Origin of the sequence: Pseudarthrobacter enclensis, from assembly GCF_001457025.1 — a bacterium.
Lineage (GTDB): Bacteria > Actinomycetota > Actinomycetes > Actinomycetales > Micrococcaceae > Arthrobacter > Arthrobacter enclensis.
The window spans coordinates 157,800-177,562 of record NZ_KQ758602.1; the positions used below are offsets into that span (position 1 = coordinate 157,800).

The window sequence follows — 19,763 nt, forward strand, 5'->3', positions numbered from 1 at the left end:
CGCCAGTGCTCCTGCAGCGGCGCCTGTAGCGCCGGCATGCCTGCCCGGTCCGGCGCCCTGCAGGGTTTACCCGAAGCGGCCGGAGACGTAGTCCTCCGTGGCCTTCTCCACCGGATTGCTGAAGATCGTGTGGGTGTCACCGAACTCGATCAGCTTGCCCGGCTTGCCCGTCCCGGCGATGTTGAAGAACGCGGTCTTGTCCGAGACGCGGGCTGCCTGCTGCATGTTGTGGGTCACGATGACCACGGTGTACTGGTCCTTGAGTTCGTTGATGAGGTCCTCAATGGCCAGCGTGGAAATGGGGTCCAGGGCGGAGCAGGGCTCGTCCATCAGGATCACCTGCGGCTCCACGGCGATGGCCCGGGCAATGCAAAGCCGCTGCTGCTGTCCGCCGGACAGGCCGGAACCGGGCTTGTCCAGACGGTCCTTGACCTCGTTCCACAGGTTGGCGCCCTTGAGCGACCGCTCCACCAGCACGTCTGCTTCGCCCTTGGAGATCTTCTTGTTGTTCAGCTTCACGCCGGCCAACACGTTGTCCCGGATGGACATCGTGGGGAACGGGTTGGGCCGCTGGAAAACCATGCCGATCTGGGAACGGACCGTTACCGGGTCCACTCCGGGGCCGTACAGGTTGTCGCCGTCAAGCAGGACCTCGCCCTCCACTCGGGCGCCCGGGATCACCTCGTGCATGCGGTTCAGCGTCCGCAGGAAGGTGGACTTGCCGCAGCCGGAGGGGCCGATGAACGCGGTGACGGACTTGGCGTCGATGTTGATGGAGACGTCCTCAACGGCGAGGAAGTCGCCGTAGTACACGTTCAGGTCCTTGACGTCGATGCGCTTAGACATGGTGTTCCTTCACTAAGTGGGGATGAATTGAAGTCTGGCATCCGGCCGGCCGGGCCGGAAGGGCGGTGTTCCGCGCCGGTCAGCGGCCGGTCTTCGGAGCGAAGATCCTGGCAATCAGGCGTGCCGCGAGGTTGAGGATCATGACCAGGATGATCAGCACCAGGGCTGCGCCCCAGGCCCGTTCCGCTGACGGCCCGGGGTTGGCCGGCGAGGTGGGGTTGAGGATCTGGGTGTAGATGAACGTGGGCAGCGATGCCATCCAGCCGCTGAAGACGTTCGAGTTGATGCTGGTGGCAAATCCGGCGGTGACAAGGATGGGGGCCGTTTCGCCGATGACGCGGGCGATCGCCAGTGTGACGCCGGACGCGATGCCGGAGATTGCCGTCGGAATGACCACCTTGATGATGGTGCGCCACTTCCGGACGCCAAGGGCGTAGGCCGCCTCCCGCAGTTCGTTGGGGACGATCTTCAGCATTTCCTCGCTGGAGCGGACCACCACGGGAATCATCAGCACGGAAAGCGCGACGGCGGCCACGGCGCCGGTCTTGGTGCCCGGACCCACCACGGCGAAGAAGAACGCCGCGGCGAACAGGCCGGCCACGATGGACGGGATGCCGGTCATCACGTCCACGAAGAAGGTGATGGCGCGGGCCAGCCGGCCGTCGTTGCCGTATTCCACCAGGTAGATGGCGGTGAGCAGGCCCACCGGTACCGAGATGACGGTGGCCAGCAGGGTGATCTGCACGGTGCCCAGCAGCGCGTGGTAGACACCGCCCAGCACGGGGCCGCCTTCCTCCACGGCACGGTTGTCGTAGACGCCGGTGACGCCGTTCATGGAGTTGCCCAGGAACCCGGGGTTCAGCAGGCCGGGGATGCCGTTGACCAGCACGGTCCAGATGACCGAGATCAGCGGCAGCAGCGCAATGAGGAACGAGCCCACCACCAGGCAGGTGGCCAGGCGGTCCTTGGCCTTGCGGGAACCTTCAGCGGCCGCGCTCCAGCTGACCAGTCCGACGGCGAACAGCAGCGCCGAGACGATGCCCCACCCGAAGGCGTTGAAGCCGATCAGGGCCATGACGGCGGCGCCGACAATCAGCGCGGCACCGAGGACGGCGTACGGGGCGTACTTGGGCAGCTGGCCCTTGGTCAGCTGCGAGCGCTTGCTGCGCACCGGGGTAAGCGTGGAGGTCATTTAGTTGGCTCCCGAGAATTCTTTGTGCCGGGTGATGATCCAGCGCGCGAGCATGTTGACGGCCAGGGTGATGACGAAGAGGACCAGGCCTGCTGCGATGAGCGTGCTGACCTTCAGGCCGCTGGCCTCGGGGAAGTTCAGGGCGATCTCCGCGGCGATGGTCTGGTTGCCGGACTGGATCAGGCTCGCGGTCAACGCTCCGGAGGACAGCACCAGGGCCACGGCCATGGTCTCCCCGAGGGCACGGCCGAGACCGAGCATGACGGCGCTGATGATGCCGGGCCGTGCGAAGGGCAGGACGGACATCTTGATCATTTCCCAGCGGGTGGCGCCGAGGGCCAGGGCTGCTTCCTCATGCAGTTTGGGGGTCTGCAGGAAGATCTCGCGGGACAGCGAGGTGATGATGGGCAGCACCATGACGGACAGGACGATGCCCGCGGTCAGGATGGTCTTGCCGGTGGCGGAGGCCGGGCCCTGGAAGATGGGCAGCCAGCCCATGTTGTCCGCCAGCCAGTTGTAGGCGGGGGAGATTTCGCGGGCCAGGAACGTGGCACCCCAGGCACCGTAGACCACGGAGGGAATGGCGGCGAGCAGGTCCACCACGTAGCCCAGGCCGGCGGCCAGTCCGCGCGGGGCGAAGTGCGAGATGAAAAGGGCAACCCCGATGGCGATCGGGGTTGCGATCACCAGGGCGATGACGGCGGCGATGAGGGTGCCGATCACGATGGGCCAGATGTAGGCGAAGAAGCCTGCTCCGCCTTGGATTTCCGCGGCAGGCGCGGTCAGGGCGGGAATTGCCTGGACCACCAGGAAGAGTGCGACGCCGAACAGGACGGCGAGGATGAGGCAGCCGGCGGCAAGCGCGGCGCCCGAGAAGACTTTGTCCCCGGCGCGGCCCGCGCCCTGGGTGCTGGTCAGGGAGGTGGCGGTCATTCGACGGCCCTTCGATCGGTTTCGTGCACGAAAAAGTTGCTGCGTCCAAACCGAAGTTCCCCGCCTGCCTCTCGGCAGGCGGGGAACCCGGTGGCGGTGCGTGGTTAGGACTTGACCTTGATGGACTCGATGGCCTTCTGGGCCTTCTCCGCCAGGGAGGAGGACAGCGGGGCGGACTTCGCGGAGTCGGCGGCGGCCTGCTGGCCGGCGTCGGACACTACGTAGTTCTCGAAGGCCTTGACCAGGTCAACGGTTTCCTGCTTGTCGTAGGTGCTGCACACCACGTGGTAGGACACCAGGACCACCGGGTAGGCGCCGGATGCGGTGGTCTTGCGGTCCAGCTTGATGGAGACGTCGTTGGCGGAACGTCCGTCCACCGGCTTGCCGGCTTCGACGGCCTTGGCGGCGGCGTCGGCGGAGATCTTCACGAACTCCTCGCCCACCTTGATGGAGGCGGTGCCCAGCTTGCCGCCCACGGCGGAGTCGTCGGCGTAGGTGACCGCACCGGGGGTGTCGGTGACGGTCTTGACGACGCCGGAGGTGCCCTTGGCGTTCTCGCCCTGCAGGCTGGAGGGCCAGACGCCGGAGGCTTTGTCCGTCCAGACCTCGGGGGCGGCGGAGGCCAGGTAGTCGGTGAAGTTGGTGGTGGTGCCGGAGTCATCGGAGCGGTTGACCGGGGTGACCTTCAGGTCCGGCAGGGTGACTCCCTCGTTCAGGGCGGCGATGGCGGGATCGTTCCAGTTGGTGATCTGGCCGCGGAAGATCTTGGCCACCGTGGCGGCATCCAGCTTCAGCTCGGTGACGTTGGGGATGTTGAAGGCCACCGCGATGGGCGAGATGTAGACGGGGATGTTGATGGCGCCGTCGGGGCCGCAGACGGCCTTGGAGCTCTCGATCTCTTCGTCCTTGAGGTACGCGTCGGAGCCGGCGAACTGGGCCGAACCGTCAATGATGGCCTTGCGGCCGGCGCCGGAGCCGTCCGGCGAGTACTGCACGGTGGCACCCTGGTTGGCGGAGGCGAAGCCTGCCTTCCAGGCGTCCATGGCCGCGCCGGTGGAGGATGCGCCGATGCCGGTCAGCGTGCCGGTCACCTTGGGGCCGGAGGAAGTCTGGTTGCCGGCGGGCGTGGTGCCAGTGGCGTTGTCTGAACCGCAGGCGGTCAGCGCGAGTGCGCCTGCTGCGATAACAGCGATAGCCGCGTGGCGGCCAAAGCGGAGTGCCTTCACTAGATGTACCCCTTCCAGGGTGATTCAGTGCGGGCAGGGACGGAGAACCCTGCTGCGCGATGCGTACGTTCTGTACCTTCAAGAAAGTTATGGGCCGCAGGTAACGGGATGGGCTGCGCAAAGTGAACGGGACCTTAACGACCGCGGGATTTTGGTTAACAAATGCCGGGTCACCATTGCGCAGATCACATTCGCCGCCGTAGTGCAGTGTCCGCGCCGGGCCGCGTCCGGGCCGCAATAGACTTGGGGCCATGGCCCCCGCAGCAGGACTGACAGCAAGCAGGCACTTCCTGCGCGGCCGCATGCGCACGGGACTGATCAGGAGCCGCAATTCGCTGGTGCCGGCCATCCAGATGACGGTTTGCGCGGTGGGCGCCTACGCCTTCGCCGAGTATGTGCTGGGCCACTCCGGGCCCTTGTTCGCGGCTACGTCGTCGCTGATCGCCCTGGGCTTTTCGCGTGAGCCGCGGCTGCGGCGCGTGCTGGAGGTGGGCCTGGGCTGCACCATCGGCATCGCCGTGGGTGACCTGCTCCTGCACTGGCTGGGCAGCGGAATCTGGCAGGCCGCCGTCGTGCTCCTGTTCTCCATCCTGCTGGCCCGCTTCCTGGACAGCGGCAACATCTTCACCACCCAGCTGGCGCTGCAGTCGCTGCTGGTGGTGCTGCTGCCGGCGCCGTCCGGGGGCCCGTTCACCCGCAGCATCGACGCCGTGGTGGGCGGCCTGTGCGCGCTGCTGGTCACCATCCTCATGCCCAAGGACCCCCGCCGGGAGCCGCGCCGGGACGTCCAGAAACTGCTGCACGAGCTGGCGGAAGTCCTGCGCGAGTGCTCGGACGCCCTGGTGGACAGCGACTCCACCAGGGCCTGGCACGCCCTGGTGCGTGGCCGAAACTGCCAGCCCCTGGTGGACGGGATGCGGCACTCGCTGCGCGCCTCCAACGAAGTGGCCCGGCTGGCGCCCGCTTACCGGCGCCACCGGGACGAGCTGGACCGGCTGAAGGAGTCGCTGGACTTCATTGACCTGGCGCTGCGCAACAGCCGCGTGTTTGCCCGGCGGCTCACCAGCGCCATCAACCATGCCGCGCTCTCGGACGAGGCGACGGAGAACATTACCGAGGTGCTGCGGGAGACCGCTGCCGCGATTGACGAGCTCTCGCTTGGACTGGCGGAAACGCACGACGGCGTCCGGCGCGCCCACCTGCGCACGGCCCGCAACGACCTCAGTGAAATCGCCTTGCGGCTGCACCCGAAGCTGTTGGGGGTCCAGCGCCTTGAGGGGGAAACCGTGGTGATGCTGTTCCGCCCCCTGATGGTGGACCTGCTCGAGGCCACGGGCATGGATGCCCGGGAGGCCAGGGACATCCTTCCGGCGCTGTAACAGCCGGTCTTTGCCCCGAAGGCTCCGATGTCGGTGCCCGCCGCTAGGGTTGAACGCATGGCATCAAAGACTTCCCGGGCCTCCAAGGCGCCCGCGTACAAATGCGCCGAGTGCGGCTGGACCACCGTCAAGTGGGTGGGCCGCTGCGGCGAATGCCAGTCGTGGGGCACGGTTGAGGAAACGGGCACCGCGGTGGCCAGGACCACCGCGGCCACTACCGTTGTGGAGCCTGCCCGGCCCATCGCCGAGGTGGACGCCACCACTGCGGCGTTCATGCCCACCGGCGTGGCCGAGCTGGACAGGGTGCTGGGCGGCGGCCTGGTTCCCGGCGCGGTGATCCTGCTGGCCGGGGAACCGGGCGTGGGCAAGTCCACGCTGCTGCTGGACGTGGCCGCGAAGTTCGCGCGGACGGCGCAGGACGTCCTGTACGTGACGGGCGAGGAATCGGCTGCTCAGGTGAAGCTGCGCGCCGAACGGATCGACGCCGTCGCCGAATCCCTCTACCTCTCCGCGGAGACGGACCTCGGGCAGGCCTTGGGGCAGGTTGAGAAGATCGAACCGCGCCTGCTCATCCTGGACTCGGTCCAGACGCTCAGCAGCGCTGACGTGGACGGCAGCGCCGGCGGCGTGTCCCAGGTCCGGGAGGTGGCGGCATCCATCATCGCCGCGGCCAAGCGCCGGAACATGACCACGCTCCTGGTGGGCCACGTGACCAAGGACGGATCCATCGCCGGGCCACGGCTGCTGGAGCACCTGGTGGACGTGGTGTGCCAGTTCGAGGGTGAGCGGCACTCCCGCCTGCGGCTGCTCCGCGCCGTGAAGAACCGGTACGGCCCCACGGATGACGTCGGCTGCTTCGACCTGAACGAGAACGGCATCGAAGGGCTGGCAGATCCCAGCGGGCTGTTCGTCAGCCGCACCAAGGACCCGGTGTCCGGAACCTGCATCACGGTGACCATGGAGGGCCGCCGCCCGCTGCTGGCGGAGGTGCAGTCCCTGCTGGCCGAAAGCCCCAACTCGCAGCCGCGCCGCGCCACCAGCGGCCTGGACAGCTCCCGGGTGTCCATGCTTTTGGCCGTGCTGCAGCAGCGCGCGGGGACCCAGCTGCACAAGGACGACTCCTACGTGGCCACCGTGGGCGGCGTGAAGCTCAGCGAACCGGCCACGGACCTGGCAGTGGCCCTGGCCGTCGCCTCAGCCAAGGCACGCAAACCGCTGCCCGTCCGGCTGATCGCCTTCGGCGAGGTGGGACTGGCCGGGGAGGTCCGCCCGGTCCCGGGCATCAACCAGCGCATCCAGGAGGCCCACCGGCTGGGATTCACGCATGCCGTGGTCCCTGCCAGCCACACCGGCCCCGGACCGGTCCCCGCCGGGTTCTCAGTCCGGGAGGTGGAGCACCTGACGGAAGCCCTCAGCCTCCTGATCGGCTAGCGGCCGGCGGATCAGGGATGCTGCGGAAGCTGGTTGGGATCGTCCCGGTGGGCGCTGAACAGCCACCCGGCGACGTCGCTGCGCAGGACCATCAGAGGCCCGCCGGTGGCGCTGACGTTTCCGGTGGGCACGTAGTAGCCGCGGCCGGAACCGGGGCCACCGGCCGCACGGTCCAAGGCGTCCTGGAGGTGGCGGGGCACATGGCCCTGCGGCCCGAGGCTGTGCAGCTCATCAAGTTCTTCCGGCGTCAGCCGTCCCAAAACCTCAGCGATGTTGGCCATGATGGGTCCCTTCGAGCGAAGTGCCTGAAGGAATAACCTAAAGCAGTACCGTGAACTGCGGGTTAACCCGTGGAAACAGTTTCCAAAGCGTTGCCTGCAGTGGAGGGGAAAATGCCGGTTCTAAGCGCGGGGCTCCTGCTGTACCGGGTGGGCGGCGACTCCGTCGGCACACCTGCGGACAGACAGCTGCAGGTGTGGATCGCCCACATGGGCGGCCCGTTCTGGGCGCGCAAGGACGCCCACGCCTGGTCCATACCCAAGGGAGAGTACACCGACCAGGAGGACCCGCTGGCGGCGGCCCTCCGGGAGTTCGGGGAGGAAATGGGCAGCCCGGCCCCTGCCGCGGAGTACGTGTTGCTGGGAGAGTTCCGGCAGCCCAGCGGCAAGCGCATCACGGTCTACACCGCGGAGCAGGATTTCCGGCCCGGCCACATCACCAGCAACACCTTCCCGATGGAGTGGCCCAGGGGCTCGGGCCGGATCCAGCACTATCCGGAGATCGACGATGCCCGCTGGTTCCCGCTGACGGAGGCCCGGGAGAAGCTGGTGAAGGGCCAGCTGCCGGTCTTGGATGCGCTGCTGGACCTGGTCAGCACGGACACGTAGGAGCCGGAACCGCTGCCCCGTTCCCGGCTGCAGCCAGGGCCCTCCACGTCATCCGGCGGCCGGGCCGCAGCCCGGCGCGCGCTCCCCTACCGGCGCACCCCCGGCGTCCTGGACTTTCACCACGGAGACGCCGTCGCCGCAGCAGACCATGGTCCGTCCGCCGCCGTCGTGGCGGATCAGCCAGAACACGCTGCGGTCCGGGGCAATCATGTCGATGGTTCCTGCCATGACGCTGCCGCCGGAGGTGCTGACCTCCACGGTGTCCTCCTTGCCCAACTTCGACCAGTCGGGGATGGCCGCAGGGCCCTGGGGGTGGCTGCGCCGGACCGCCGGCTGCGCGCCGCGCCGGGTCGAATGCCGCTGGTACATGGCAGGCCTCCCGTTACTGGAAGTGCCCGTTGGCGGCCTTGACCGCCAGCACCGGCCGGTCCGCCTGCATGAGGATCTGCTGCGCGTGGCTGCCCAGGATGAACTTGCCTACCTGGGTGCGGTGCCGCAGTCCGATGACGATGAGTGAGGCGTCAACCTCCCTGGCCACGTCCAGGAACTCGTCCGCCAGGTCGTGCTGGTAGGGCGGCTGGATGACGGTGGCCTTCACCCCGGCTGCGGTGGCCCGCGCCTCTGCCTGGGCCAGCACGTCGTCGGGGGCAACGGACTTGTCCACCAGGGCTCCCTGGCGGGCGGAGTTGACGATGAACAGCTCCTGGTTCCGCAGCTGCGCTTCGGCGATCCCGGCGGCGAGGGCAGCCTCACCGGCGGGTGTGGGGACGAACCCGACAATGATGCTCATACCTTCTCCTTGATGTTGTTGGTGATGTCCGTGGCGGAGGCGCCGGCCGCCGTCGTGCCTTTGCGCTTGGCTATTGCGCTGCGGATGCCCGGCAGCACTGCCACCAGGACGAAGACCGCCAGCAGGGTGGCCGAGATGGGCCGGGTGAAGAAGCCTGTGGGGTCGCCGTCGAACACCAGCAGTGAGCGGCGCAGGGAGCTTTCCAGCAGTTCGCCCAGGACGAAGGCCAGGACCAGGGGGCCGGGTTCGAAGCCGAACTTCTTCATCAGGTAGCCCACCACGCCGAACACCACCACGAGGGTCACGTCGAACATGCTGTTGTTGATGGTGTAGGCACCCAGCAGGGTGATCAGGGCGGTGATCGGGGCGAGGATGGCGGCGCGGACCCGGAGGATCCGCACGAAGATCCCCACCAGGGGCAGGCTCATGATCAGCAGCAGGATGTTGCCGATATACATGGAGTTCACCACGCCCCAGAACAGCTCCGGCTCCTGGTCCACCAGCTGCGGGCCCGGGGTGACGCCCTGGATCAGCAGCGCACCGAACATCAGGGCCATGGTGGCGTTGGCGGGGATGCCGAGGGTCAGGAGCGGAATGAACGACGACGTCGCGGCCGCGTTGTTCGCCGTCTCGGGGCCGGCAACGCCTTCCGGTGCGCCCTTGCCGAACCGTTCGGGGTTCTTGGCGCGCTTCTTTTCCATGGCGTACGAGGCCATGGAGGCGATGGTGGCGCCGCCGCCGGGGAGGATGCCGAGGAAGAAGCCCAGGACGGAGCCGCGGCCGATGGCTCCGGAGGCGTGCTTCAGGTCGCCGCGCGAGGGCCAGACGTTGGAGACCTTCGACGGCGCCTTGGCGGCGCGGTGCCGCTCCTCGAGGTTGTAAAGGATCTCGCCCAGGCCGAAGATGCCCATGGCGATCGGTACGAAGTCGATGCCGTCGGCGAGCTGGAGGCTGCCGAACGTGAACCGGCTTTCGCCGGTGAAGATGTCGCGGCCGACTGTGGCCAGCAGGAGCCCCACCGAGGCGGCAATCAGTGCCTTGACCTTGGACCCGCCGCTGATGGTGGCCACGAGGAGGATGCCCAGCATGGCCAGGGCGGAGTATTCGGGCGGACCGAAGTCCAGGGCGAACCCTGCCACGAGGGGTGCGAGGAACGTCAGCCCGATGATGGCTGCGGTACCGCCGATGAAGGATCCGATGGCGGCCAGGCCCAGCGCGGTGCCGGCCTTCCCCTGCCGCGCCATCTGGTAGCCGTCGAACACGGTGACCACGGATGACGCCTCGCCGGGCAGCCTGAGCAGCACGGACGTTATGGTGCCGCCGTATTGGGCGCCGTAGAAGATGCCGGCGAGCATGATGATGGCGGTGACCGGTTCAACACCGTAGGTCAAAGGCAGCAGGATGGCGATCGTGGCGGCCGGGCCGAGGCCTGGCAGCACGCCGATCAGCATGCCGATGACGACGCCGACCAGGCAGTAGAGCAGGTTGGTGGGTTCCAGGACGACCGAGAACCCGTTGAGCACAGGATTGAGGAAATCCACGGTGGTCTCCTAGAAGAGGTGGGGAATCGAGGTGGCGAGCGCCAGGATGAAGATGGCGTAGAACGCGACCACCACCAGGACGCTGACCAGGAGCGTGGACCGCCAGGTTTCCCCGCCGAGGAACTTCATCCAGATGATGCACAGGACCAGGGCGGGAATCTCGAAGCCGATCACCGGCATGAGGGCCACCATCGCCGCGAGGGTGGCCAGGCCGGTCAGCGCGGCAACGGACATGCGCGTGAACTTTTCCGCGTCACGGTTGCGCCGGCCAAGGGTCAGCTGGCAAACGGCCAGGACCACCATGACGCAGCTGGCCATGAACGGCCAGAGCCCGGGCTGCGGTGCCGAGAGGGTGCCCAGGCCCATGGCAACGGACAGGATGAGGGCCCCGACGCCCAGCCCGAGGACCACCAGGGAGGAGGCGGCGTTGGCCAGGGGGCCGGCGGCAGGCGGTTTCTCTTCCTCCCACTGTGCCGCGAGCTGTTCCGGCGTCAGTGCTTCGGGGACGTCGTGGCTGGTGTCCCCACCGGACGGGGCGGCGGTGCTGCCGTCCCGTCCGGCGGTTACTGCTGGAGTTGTCTCCATGGTTCTTACTTGTTCCCGCCGAGGCTGATGTCGTACTTCCCCACCAGCTCCTTGTACTTCTCTGCGTAGCCCTTCCACTCGGTGACGACTTCCTCTCCGGTGAGCTCCTTGGGCGTCAGCAGGTTCTTCTTGTTGAACTCCTGGTAGGCGTCGGTCTTGAACGTGTCCTGGAAGGAAGCAAGCAGTTTGTCCTTGACCTCCTGCGGCGTGCCCTTGGGCGCCGCAACCGCACGGTACTGGGCGACGGGGACGTCGTAACCGGCTTCCTTGGCGGACGGAACATCCGGCAGGAAGCTGTTGCGCTCCTCGGAGAACACGAGCAGCGGGGACACCTTGCCGGCCTCGATCTGCGCCATGGCCTCGCCGAGCTGGATGGTGGCCAGTTCCACCTGGTTGCCCAGGACCGCGGTGAGTGCAGGCTTGCCGCTGTCGAACGGAACGTCCGTGCCCTTCACGTTGGCCTGCTTGAACAGGACAGTCTGGGCCAACTGGCTGCCGGTGCCCACACCGGTGGTGCCGAAGGTGACGTTGCGGCCGGCGTCCGTGACGTCCTTGAAGCTCTTGAAGCCGGACTGCTGGCTGGCCACGAGCACGTAGTCGTCCTGCGACAGCCCCGCGATGATGTCCAGGTCGTCGATGTTGACGGCCTCGTCGGCACTGACGGCCAGCGGCGTGATGGTGATCAGCGATGCCGTCAGCAGCACGAGTTCCTGCCCGTCGGCGGGCTTGCCGGACACCTCCTTGGTGGCGAGTGCGCCGTTGGCGCCGGGCTTGTTGACTACCGGCATGGGCGAGCCGAGGGTCTTGGCTGCCCCCTCGGCGAGGGCGCGGGCAATGAGGTCGGTGCTGCCACCGGCTGCCTGGCCAACCGTGAGGGTGACCGGGCCGCTGGGGTACTTGGACGAATTACCGGCCGCGGCGCCGCCGCCGACGTTGCCGCCGCATGCCGTCAGGGCCAACAGCGTGAAGGCCGATGCGGTGCCGAGGATGGCACGGCGGGTGGGGAAGTGCTTCATTGGAACTCCTCGTTAATCTCCGGGTGGGGCCCGGAACAATCTGTGAACCGGGTCACCCCGTTCGCTGTGTCGAGTGTAGGGGCGGCTATGATGCCTGTCTAAGCCCGAATCTGCATCATTTGATACCCGGAAGGCATCATGTTTACTTTCGACCAGCTGGCAGGCTTCATCGCCGTTGCGGAGGAACTCCACTTCGGACGTGCAGCGGAGCGGCTGAACATGACGCAGCCGCCGCTGAGCCGGCAGATCCAGAAACTCGAGAAGATCATCGGTGCCGAGCTGCTGGAGCGGGACAACAGGAAAGTCACCCTGACCTCGGCCGGCGAGGCGTTCCTGGACGAGGCACGCCGCCTGATGGCACTCGCCGAGCGGGCTCCGGCCACTGCCCGGCGGATTGCCTCCGGCCGGGCGGGCGTCCTCCGGATCGGGTTCACCGCAGCCAGCGGTTTCAGCATCCTTGGCCCGCTGCTGGGCGAACTTGCGGGCATCATCCCGGACGTGGACATCGACCTTCAGGAATTGGTGACGGGCGAGCAGCTCAACGGGCTGCTTACCGGCGAACTGGACCTGGGCCTGGCCCGGCCGCCGTTCGACCGGGAGACCTTCGACTCGCACCTGCTCTACCGGGAGTCCATGGTGGTTGCGGTCCCCGCCGGGCACCCGCTGACACTGCTGGGCAGGGACATCACGGCTGAGGACTTCAAGGACGAGCCCCTAATCATGCACTCTCCCACCCAGGCCCGGTACTTCTATGACCTGGTGGTGCGGATGCTGCCCATCCGGCACGCCAACGTGGTCCACACCGTGAGCCAGATCCTCACCATGGTCTCGCTCGTGGCCGCCCGGCGCGGACTGGCCTTCGTCCCGCACTCCGCCACCATGCTGGGCATCCGGGACGTCGAGTTCCTCCCGCTGGAAGCGGGCCGCGGGGAAGAAGTGGAGCTGCATGCACTGTGGAACCGGAGGATCACCAACCCGGCCCTGGCCCGCCTGCTGCGTGACCTGGAGTTCGCGATGGAGTAGCCGCGGCCGCCCGCTGGATAATGCCCGGAAGGTATCAATACATATAAAAATGCACTTAGACAGGCATAGGCGGCGCTCCTACGCTGGGAGGGAATCATCAGCCTGCCGCCTTCGCGGCGCTCACACCCGGAGGACCACACCGTGGCAAAGTACACCCCCAACGAACTGGCGGACACCCTCAAGGAAGGCCTGCTGTCCTTCCCCGTCACGTCCTTCGACGCCAACCTCCAGTTCGATGAGGAGAACTACCGCAAGCATCTTTCGTGGCAGGCAAGCTTCCCGGTGGCGGGCCTTTTCGCCGCCGGTGGCACCGGCGAAGGTTTCTCCCTCACCCCGGCCGAGTCCGAGCGCGTGGTCCGCACCGCCGTCGACGAAGTGGGCAGCCGGGTCCCGGTGCTCGCCTCCGCCGGCGGATCCACCGCCCAGGCCATCGAAAACGCCAAGGCCGCTGAGGCTGCCGGGGCCGACGGCATCCTGCTCCTCCCGCCGTACCTGACCGAAGCGGACCAGGCCGGCCTGGTGGAGCACGTCAGCGCCGTCTGCCGCGCCACATCGCTGGGCGTCATCATCTACAACCGCGCCAACGCCATCTACAAGGACACCACGGTGGCAACCCTGGCGGACCGCCACGCCAACCTCATCGGCTTCAAGGACGGCGTGGGCGACCTGGAACACGACGCCCGAGTGTACGCAAAGCTCGGCGACCGGCTCTTCTACCTGGGCGGCCTGCCCACAGCAGAAACCTTCGCGCTGCCGCTGCTGCAGCTTGGGATGAGCACCTACTCCAGCGCCATGTACAACTTCGTGCCGCAGTTCGCCCTGGACTTCTACCAGGACGTGCGCAACCAGGACCGTGCCGCCGTCAACAAGAAGCTCAACGACTTTGTCATCCCGTACCTTGATATCCGCGACCGCGTGAAGGGCTACTCTGTGTCCATCGTCAAGGGCGGCCTCGACGCCATCGGCCGCTCCGCCGGACCGGTCCGCACACCGCTGCAAAACCTGGCACCGCAGGACCTCGCGGACCTCAAAGCCCTGATCGCCACCGTTTCCTAGCCGTCACCGAAGACACAGGAGAACCCATGACCCTGACCGGACACTCACTCATCGCGGGCCGGACGGTTGCCGGCAACGGCAAAACCACCACCGGATTCAACCCGGCCACCAACGAGGCCCTTGAGCCCGCCTACACGCTGGTCACCGAGGAGCAGCTCACGACGGCGACCCGCGCCGCCGCGGACGCGTTCGCCTCCTTCAGCACCCTGGATCCGGACACCCACGCCGCGTTCCTTGAGTCCATTGCGGACAACATTGAAGCCATCGGCGAGGAACTCATCACCCGCGCCGGACAGGAAACCGGCCTCCCCGCAGCCCGGCTGCAGGGCGAACGCGCCCGCACCACGGGCCAGCTGCGCCTCTTCGCCGCCGTCGTCCGCCAGGGCGACCACCGCGGCGTCCGCATCGACCCGGCCATCCCGGACCGGGCACCCCTGCCCCGCGCGGACATCCGCCAGCGCCAGGTCCCGCTCGGCCCGGTGGCCGTGTTCGGCGCCAGCAACTTCCCGCTCGCCTTCTCCACCGCCGGCGGCGACACCGCCTCCGCCCTCGCCGCGGGCTGCCCCGTGGTGTTCAAAGCCCACAACGCCCACCCCGGCACCAGCGAACTCGTGGGCCACGCCGTCACCAAAGCCGTCAAGGACCACGGCCTGCACCCCGGCGTGTTCTCCCTGATCTATGGCCCCGGTTCCAGCATCGGCCAGGCCCTCGTGGCGGACCCCGCCATCAAGGCCGTCGGGTTCACCGGCTCCCAGTCGGCCGGAATCGCCCTGATGCGCACTGCCGCCAACCGCCCGGAGCCCATCCCCGTCTACGCCGAAATGTCTTCGCTGAATCCGGTCTTCGTCTTTGACGGTGCCCTTTCCGGTGACGCCGCAAGCATTGACGCCCTCGCGGCCGCCTACGTCACCGCCGTCACCGGAAGCTCCGGCCAGCTGTGCACCTCCCCCGGCCTGCTGTTCGCCCCCGCAGGCGAGGCGGGGGACAAACTCGCCGCCGCCGTCGGACGCGCCGTTGCCGCCTGCGCCGGGCAGACCATGCTCACCGAAGGCATCGCCGGGTCCTGGAACACCGGAACCGAGGCCCTCAGCGGCGCCGCCGGCGTCGAACTGATCGGCCAGGGAACCCCCGGGCCCACCAAGAACGCCCCCGCGCCCGCCATCTTCGGCACCCAGGTCAGGGACTTCGTCTCCAACGAGGTGCTGCACCAGGAGATCTTCGGTGCGGCCTCCCTGGTGATCCGCTACACCGGCACCGAGGACCTCATCGAGGCGGCCTCGCGGATCGAAGGCCAGCTCACCGCGTCCCTGCACCTCACCGAACAGGACTACGCGACGGCGGCACCCCTGATCCCCGTCCTCGAACAGAAAGTGGGCCGCATCATCGTCAACGGCTGGCCCACCGGCGTCGAGGTCGGCCACGCCATGGTCCACGGCGGCCCCTTCCCGGCCACCTCCGACTCCCGCACTACCTCCGTCGGAACCCTCGCCATCCACCGCTTCCTCCGCCCGGTCGCCTACCAGAACCTCCCCCAGGAACTCCTCCCCGCGTCCCTGCAGGACGAAAACCCCTGGCACCTCAACCGCCGGATCGACGGCAACGTGCTGCCGGCCGAAGAAAAAGCAGGGGCCCGCGCATGAGCAACCAGCCCACCATCGCCGGCATCGAGGTAGTGCCGGTAGCCGGCCACGACAGCATGCTGATGAACCTGAGCGGCGCCCACGGCCCGTTCTTCACCCGCAACGTGGTGATCCTGACGGACTCCGACGGCCGCACCGGCCTCGGCGAGGTGCCCGGCGGCGAGAAGATCCGGACCACCATCGAGGAAGCCGGCGCCCTGATCAAGGGCAAGCCGGTGGCCCGGTACCGTTCCCTGCTGCGGGACGTCGCGGCCGAGTTCGCCGACCGCGACGCTGGCGGCCGCGGCCTGCAGACCTTCGACCTGCGCACCACAGTGCACGCCGTGACGGCTGTCGAATCCGCGCTGCTGGACCTGCACGGCCAGTTCCTGGGCGTCCCGGTGGCGGAGCTGCTCGGCGACGGGCAGCAGCGCACGTCGGTGCCCATGCTCGGCTACCTGTTCTTCGTGGGCGACCACAAACGGACCGACCTGCCCTACCTCGTGGAGGAATCGCCGTCGGACCGGTGGGAGGAACTGCGCCGCCAGGAGGCCATGACGCCGGAAGCCGTCGTCGCCCTGGCCGAAGCGGCACAGGAGCGTTACGGATTCAGCGACTTCAAGCTCAAGGGCGGCGTCCTGTCCGGCGACGAGGAAGTGGACGTGGTCACCGCCCTCGCCAGGCGCTTCCCGGACGCCCGGGTCACCCTTGACCCGAACGGCGGCTGGCTCCTGGACGACGCCATCCGGCTGGGCAAGCGGATGCAGGGCGTGGTGGCCTACGCCGAGGACCCCTGCGGTGCCGAGGGCCGCTTCTCCGGCCGCGAGGTGATGGCGGAGTTCCGCCGGGCCACGGGGCTGAAGACGGCCACCAACATGATCGCCACGGACTGGCGCGAAATGTCGCACGCCATCCGCAGCAACGCCGTGGACATCCCGCTGGCGGACCCGCACTTCTGGACCATGCACGGTTCAGTCAGGGTAGCCCAGCTGTGCAACGAGTTCGGCCTCACCTGGGGCTCGCACTCGAACAACCACTTCGACATCTCGCTGGCCATGTTCACGCACACCGGGGCCGCTGCCCCCGGCGAGATCACCGCCCTGGACACGCACTGGATCTGGCAGGACGGGCAGGGCCTGACCAAGAACCCGCTGCAGATCAAGGCCGGTGCCATCGAGGTCCCGGCAGCACCCGGCCTGGGCATCGAACTGGACCGCGAGGCGCTGGACAAGGCGCACCAGCTGTACCTGGAGCACGGCCTGGATGCCCGCGATGACAGCATCGGCATGCAGTACTACATAGACGGCTGGTCCTTCGACCCGAAGCGGCCCTGCCTGGTCAGGTAGCAGGCAACAGCACTGACCGGCGCTGCCAACACTTGGGGGGCCCCTTTTGTCCTGATAGCAGGCAACAAAAGGGGCCCTCCCCATGCCCATCCCCTAAAGTTATGGAGTCGGTGTGGCGGGCCGCACATTCCCACGCCCCGCCGCCGGCCGCTGATCTACCCCAAAGGAAACATTCAATGGTGTCTGTGGACAATGCTGTCGCGGACGTGGCCTCGGCTACGAAGAAGTTCTTCAAGCGCGTCCTGCCCATCATGCTGGTGATGCTGGTCTGCAACCAGCTCAACCGCTCCAACATCGGCTACGCGCAGGACCACCTGCAGGCCGACGTCGGCATCGGAGCGGCCGCTTACGGCTTCGGGGCGGGCCTGTTCTTCATCGCCTACGCCATCTTCGAGCTGCCCAGCAACGTGATGATGGAGAAGTACGGCGCCAAGGTGTGGCTGACCAGGATCATGATCAGCTGGGGAGCCGTGTCCTTCCTCATGGCTTTCGTGCAGAACGAAACCATGTTCTACGTCCTCCGCTTCCTCCTGGGCGCGGCCGAGGCCGGGTTCTTCCCCGCCGTCATCTTCTACTTCGCCCGCTGGGTTCCGGCCGGCCAGCGCGGAAAGGCTACCGCCGTCTTCATCGCCGGATCGTCCGTGGCCGCAGCGATTTCCGGCCCGGTGGCAGGATCGCTCCTGAGCCTCCAAGGTGCCCTGGGCCTGCGCGGCTGGCAGTGGCTGTTCGGCTTCGAAGGTGCACTCTCCGTCGTCGTGGGCATGGCCGTGTTCTTCGTGCTGGACGCCAGGATCCAGGACGCCAAGTGGCTTTCTCCGGCCGAGAAGGACGCCCTGTCCGGCGCGATCGCCGACGAGGACGCGCAACACTCGAAGGCCGGCAACGGCAAGCTCAACCGCTGGAAGATGCTCCTGAACCCGCAGATCCTGCTGCTGTGCGGCATCTACTTCTCGGTGCAGCTGTCCATCTACGCCAACACGTTCTGGCTGCCCAGCATCATCAAGCAGATCCCCGGCACCACGGACCTGACCGTGGGCTTCCTGTCCTCGATCCCGTGGGTTTGTGCCGTGTTCGCCATGTACTTCGCCGCGAAGCTGCAGGACAAGGCCCGCTCCAAGAAGCCGCTGCTGGTGGCAGCCCTGCTGGTGGCCGCGGTGGGCACGTTCGCCGCCGCAGTGGCATCCCCGGTGATGGCGCTGGTGTTCCTGGCCGTCGCCGCGATGGGGTTCAAGAGCGCATCGCCGCTGTTCTGGACCATCCCGCAGTCCGGGCTGCATCCGCTGGTCCTGGCTCCGGCCATCGCCATCATCAACTCGCTGGGCAACCTGGGCGGCTTCGTGGCCCCGTTCGGCTTCGGCATCATCAAGGAGCAGACCGGAAGCGTCATCCCCGGCTTGTTCGCCCTGGCGGCGGCGTCCACCATCGCCGCCGGCCTGGTCTACTTCCTGAAGGAGCGGCGCAGCGGAGGGGACGCCGTCGTAAATTCCGCGAACCCTTCAGCAAAGGCAGCTGAGGCAGCCAGCCAACCGGTGGCCGCCCGCGCCTGACGCGCAGCCCTCCACACCCGGCCGCTGCGTTCAAATCGCTGGAACGGTGCGGGGACGCTGATCAGGTACAGCGTCCCCGCACCGTTCCGGCGTTTTCGGCGTTGTGGCTACGCGCCGGAGATCACCAGGGCAACGCTGTGCCCGCCGAAGCCGAAGGCGTTGACCAGCCCGGCGCGGGCGGAGGCGGGCAAGGCGTGGGCAGCTTCAGTGACCACGTTCAGGTCCACCTCAGGATCCAAGGCATCCACGTTCAACGTTCCGGGAAGCTGCCCGGTGCGCAGCGCTTCGAGGACCACGACGGCGGCGAGGGCACCGGCGCCGCCCAGCAGGTGGCCGGTGTGCCCCTTGGTGGAGGTCACTGGCACGTCCGGGCCGAAAACGGCGCTGATGGCCTGTCCCTCCAGCCGGTCGCCCACCGGGGTGGAGGTGGCGTGGGCGTGGACGAATCCGATGTCGCCGGCCTCCATGCCGGCCGCAGCCAGCGCTTTCTGCATGACGCGGCGCTGCATATCCGGATCGGCGGCCACGATGTCATGCGCATCCGAGGTCACCGCCCCGCCGGCAACTTCGCCGAGGACCGCGGCGCCCCGGGCACGGGCGTGCTCCTCGCTCTCCAGCACCACCACGCCGGCCCCTTCGGCCAGCACGAAGCCGTCGCGTCCGGCGTCGAACGGCCGGGAAGCTTCCCGCGGGTCGCCCGGGCGTGTTGACAGTGCGCGGATCTGCGAGAAACCGCTGATCACGAGGTCGTTAACGGAGGCGTCCACGCCGCCGGCAATCACGACGTCGGCAGCGCCGGACCGGATCATCCCGGCTGCCTGGACAATCGCCTCAGCCCCGGAAGCGCAGGCGCTGACCGGAGTCCGGGCCCCGCCGCGGGCACCGAGATCGATGGACACCCAGGCGGCGGGGCCGTTGGCCATCAGCCGGGTGAGGGTGTGCGGCGAGACCTTGCGGGGTCCGGACGCCGCCAGCACGCGGTCCTGTTCGATGGTGGATCTCAGTCCGCCGTACGCGGAGCCGATCACCACGGCGAAGCGTTCCGGGTCCACCTCCGGTGCACCGGCCTGGGCCCACGCCTCGCGCGCGGCAATCAGTGCGAGCTGGCCGCAGCGGTCCATCCGCTTCATTTCCCGGGTGCTGAGGTGCTCCGAGAGGTCCGCGGACACCTGGCCGGCGATCCTGACGGGCAGCTGCCCGGCCCAGTCCTCCTCCAGCGCGGTGATGCCGGATTCTCCGGCGAGCAACGCCTGCCACGTCTCCGCCATGGAGGCGCCAAGAGGGTTGATGGTACCGGCGCCGGTAACGAGGGCGCGCGGCCTGGCCGTGGTGGGTTCCGTCATGGT

Annotated in this window: 19 protein-coding genes; 8 read left to right on the forward strand and 11 right to left on the reverse strand. The window is 67.8% G+C overall.

Annotated features, from left to right (window positions below; translation table 11 throughout):
- Window positions 1-66 precede the first annotated feature (66 nt).
- The 4 genes from pstB to pstS all read right to left on the reverse strand — a co-directional run bounded on the left by pstB (window position 67) and on the right by pstS (window position 4,197).
- A complete protein-coding gene (gene pstB / locus AS031_RS11165; RefSeq protein WP_058268227.1) occupies window positions 67-846 on the reverse strand; it encodes a phosphate ABC transporter ATP-binding protein PstB in 780 nt (259 codons plus the stop codon).
- 79 nt (window positions 847-925) lie between these two features.
- Window positions 926-2,038, reverse strand: coding sequence for a phosphate ABC transporter permease PstA (pstA, locus tag AS031_RS11170; protein ID WP_058268228.1), 1,113 nt, complete (start codon window positions 2,036-2,038; stop codon window positions 926-928).
- Entirely contained in the window at window positions 2,039-2,971 is a 933-nt protein-coding gene (gene pstC / locus AS031_RS11175) for a phosphate ABC transporter permease subunit PstC (protein WP_058268229.1), read from the reverse strand.
- A gap of 104 nt (window positions 2,972-3,075) precedes the next feature.
- Complete coding sequence (gene pstS / locus AS031_RS11180) at window positions 3,076-4,197, reverse strand: phosphate ABC transporter substrate-binding protein PstS (RefSeq protein WP_058268230.1); 1,122 nt, start codon at window positions 4,195-4,197, stop codon at window positions 3,076-3,078.
- 251 nt (window positions 4,198-4,448) lie between these two features.
- Here pstS and AS031_RS11185 point away from each other — a divergent pair, with 251 nt between their 5' ends.
- On the forward strand, window positions 4,449-5,576 hold the full coding sequence (locus AS031_RS11185; RefSeq protein WP_058268231.1) for an FUSC family protein: 1,128 nt from the start codon (window positions 4,449-4,451) through the stop codon (window positions 5,574-5,576).
- 57 nt (window positions 5,577-5,633) lie between these two features.
- Window positions 5,634-7,007, forward strand: a complete 1,374-nt coding sequence (gene radA / locus AS031_RS11190) for a DNA repair protein RadA (RefSeq protein ID WP_058268232.1) — start codon at window positions 5,634-5,636, stop codon at window positions 7,005-7,007.
- An 11-nt stretch (window positions 7,008-7,018) separates the two neighbouring features.
- On the opposite strand, the gene AS031_RS11195 is transcribed toward radA, so the two are convergent.
- Entirely contained in the window at window positions 7,019-7,288 is a 270-nt protein-coding gene (locus AS031_RS11195; protein WP_058268233.1) for a hypothetical protein, read from the reverse strand.
- A 111-nt stretch (window positions 7,289-7,399) separates the two neighbouring features.
- Here AS031_RS11195 and AS031_RS11200 point away from each other — a divergent pair, with 111 nt between their 5' ends.
- Window positions 7,400-7,894, forward strand: a complete 495-nt coding sequence (locus AS031_RS11200; protein ID WP_058268234.1) for an NUDIX hydrolase — start codon at window positions 7,400-7,402, stop codon at window positions 7,892-7,894.
- 48 nt (window positions 7,895-7,942) lie between these two features.
- Here AS031_RS11200 and AS031_RS20075 read toward each other — a convergent pair whose 3' ends face one another.
- Genes AS031_RS20075 through AS031_RS11225 form a run of 5 tightly spaced genes read right to left on the reverse strand, consistent with a single transcriptional unit; the run spans window position 7,943 to window position 11,826 of the window.
- Window positions 7,943-8,263 carry a hypothetical protein gene (locus AS031_RS20075; RefSeq protein WP_176716540.1) on the reverse strand — a complete coding sequence of 107 codons (321 nt, stop codon included), beginning with the start codon at window positions 8,261-8,263 and terminating at the stop codon, window positions 7,943-7,945.
- Window positions 8,264-8,276: 13 nt separating this feature from the next.
- On the reverse strand, window positions 8,277-8,684 hold the full coding sequence (locus AS031_RS11210) for a universal stress protein (RefSeq protein WP_058268235.1): 408 nt from the start codon (window positions 8,682-8,684) through the stop codon (window positions 8,277-8,279).
- On the reverse strand, window positions 8,681-10,225 hold the full coding sequence (locus AS031_RS11215) for a tripartite tricarboxylate transporter permease (protein ID WP_058268236.1): 1,545 nt from the start codon (window positions 10,223-10,225) through the stop codon (window positions 8,681-8,683). The genes AS031_RS11210 and AS031_RS11215 overlap by 4 nt, the downstream gene beginning before the upstream one ends.
- 9 nt (window positions 10,226-10,234) lie before the next feature.
- On the reverse strand, window positions 10,235-10,810 hold the full coding sequence (locus AS031_RS11220) for a tripartite tricarboxylate transporter TctB family protein (RefSeq protein ID WP_082641995.1): 576 nt from the start codon (window positions 10,808-10,810) through the stop codon (window positions 10,235-10,237).
- A gap of 5 nt (window positions 10,811-10,815) precedes the next feature.
- Window positions 10,816-11,826, reverse strand: a complete 1,011-nt coding sequence (locus tag AS031_RS11225; protein ID WP_058268237.1) for a tripartite tricarboxylate transporter substrate binding protein — start codon at window positions 11,824-11,826, stop codon at window positions 10,816-10,818.
- 138 nt (window positions 11,827-11,964) lie between these two features.
- Here AS031_RS11225 and AS031_RS11230 point away from each other — a divergent pair, with 138 nt between their 5' ends.
- The 5 genes from AS031_RS11230 (at window position 11,965) to AS031_RS11250 (ending at window position 18,417) form a co-directional block, all read left to right on the forward strand.
- On the forward strand, window positions 11,965-12,849 hold the full coding sequence (locus AS031_RS11230; protein ID WP_058268238.1) for a LysR family transcriptional regulator: 885 nt from the start codon (window positions 11,965-11,967) through the stop codon (window positions 12,847-12,849).
- A gap of 141 nt (window positions 12,850-12,990) precedes the next feature.
- Window positions 12,991-13,905, forward strand: a complete 915-nt coding sequence (gene kdgD / locus AS031_RS11235; RefSeq protein WP_058268239.1) for a 5-dehydro-4-deoxyglucarate dehydratase — start codon at window positions 12,991-12,993, stop codon at window positions 13,903-13,905.
- 26 nt (window positions 13,906-13,931) lie between these two features.
- Window positions 13,932-15,545, forward strand: coding sequence for an aldehyde dehydrogenase (NADP(+)) (locus AS031_RS11240; RefSeq protein WP_058268240.1), 1,614 nt, complete (start codon window positions 13,932-13,934; stop codon window positions 15,543-15,545).
- A complete protein-coding gene (locus AS031_RS11245) occupies window positions 15,542-16,870 on the forward strand; it encodes an enolase C-terminal domain-like protein (protein ID WP_058268241.1) in 1,329 nt (442 codons plus the stop codon). Before AS031_RS11240 ends, AS031_RS11245 begins: the two co-directional genes overlap by 4 nt.
- Window positions 16,871-17,046: 176 nt before the next feature.
- Complete coding sequence (locus AS031_RS11250; protein WP_228379619.1) at window positions 17,047-18,417, forward strand: MFS transporter; 1,371 nt, start codon at window positions 17,047-17,049, stop codon at window positions 18,415-18,417.
- A 107-nt stretch (window positions 18,418-18,524) separates the two neighbouring features.
- Here the strand turns inward: AS031_RS11250 and AS031_RS11255 are convergent, their stop codons facing one another.
- The gene (locus AS031_RS11255) at window positions 18,525-19,760 is read right to left on the reverse strand and encodes a beta-ketoacyl-[acyl-carrier-protein] synthase family protein (protein WP_058268242.1); all 1,236 of its coding nucleotides are present in this window, start codon (window positions 19,758-19,760) and stop codon (window positions 18,525-18,527) included.
- Between the last annotated feature and the right edge of the window lie 3 nt (window positions 19,761-19,763).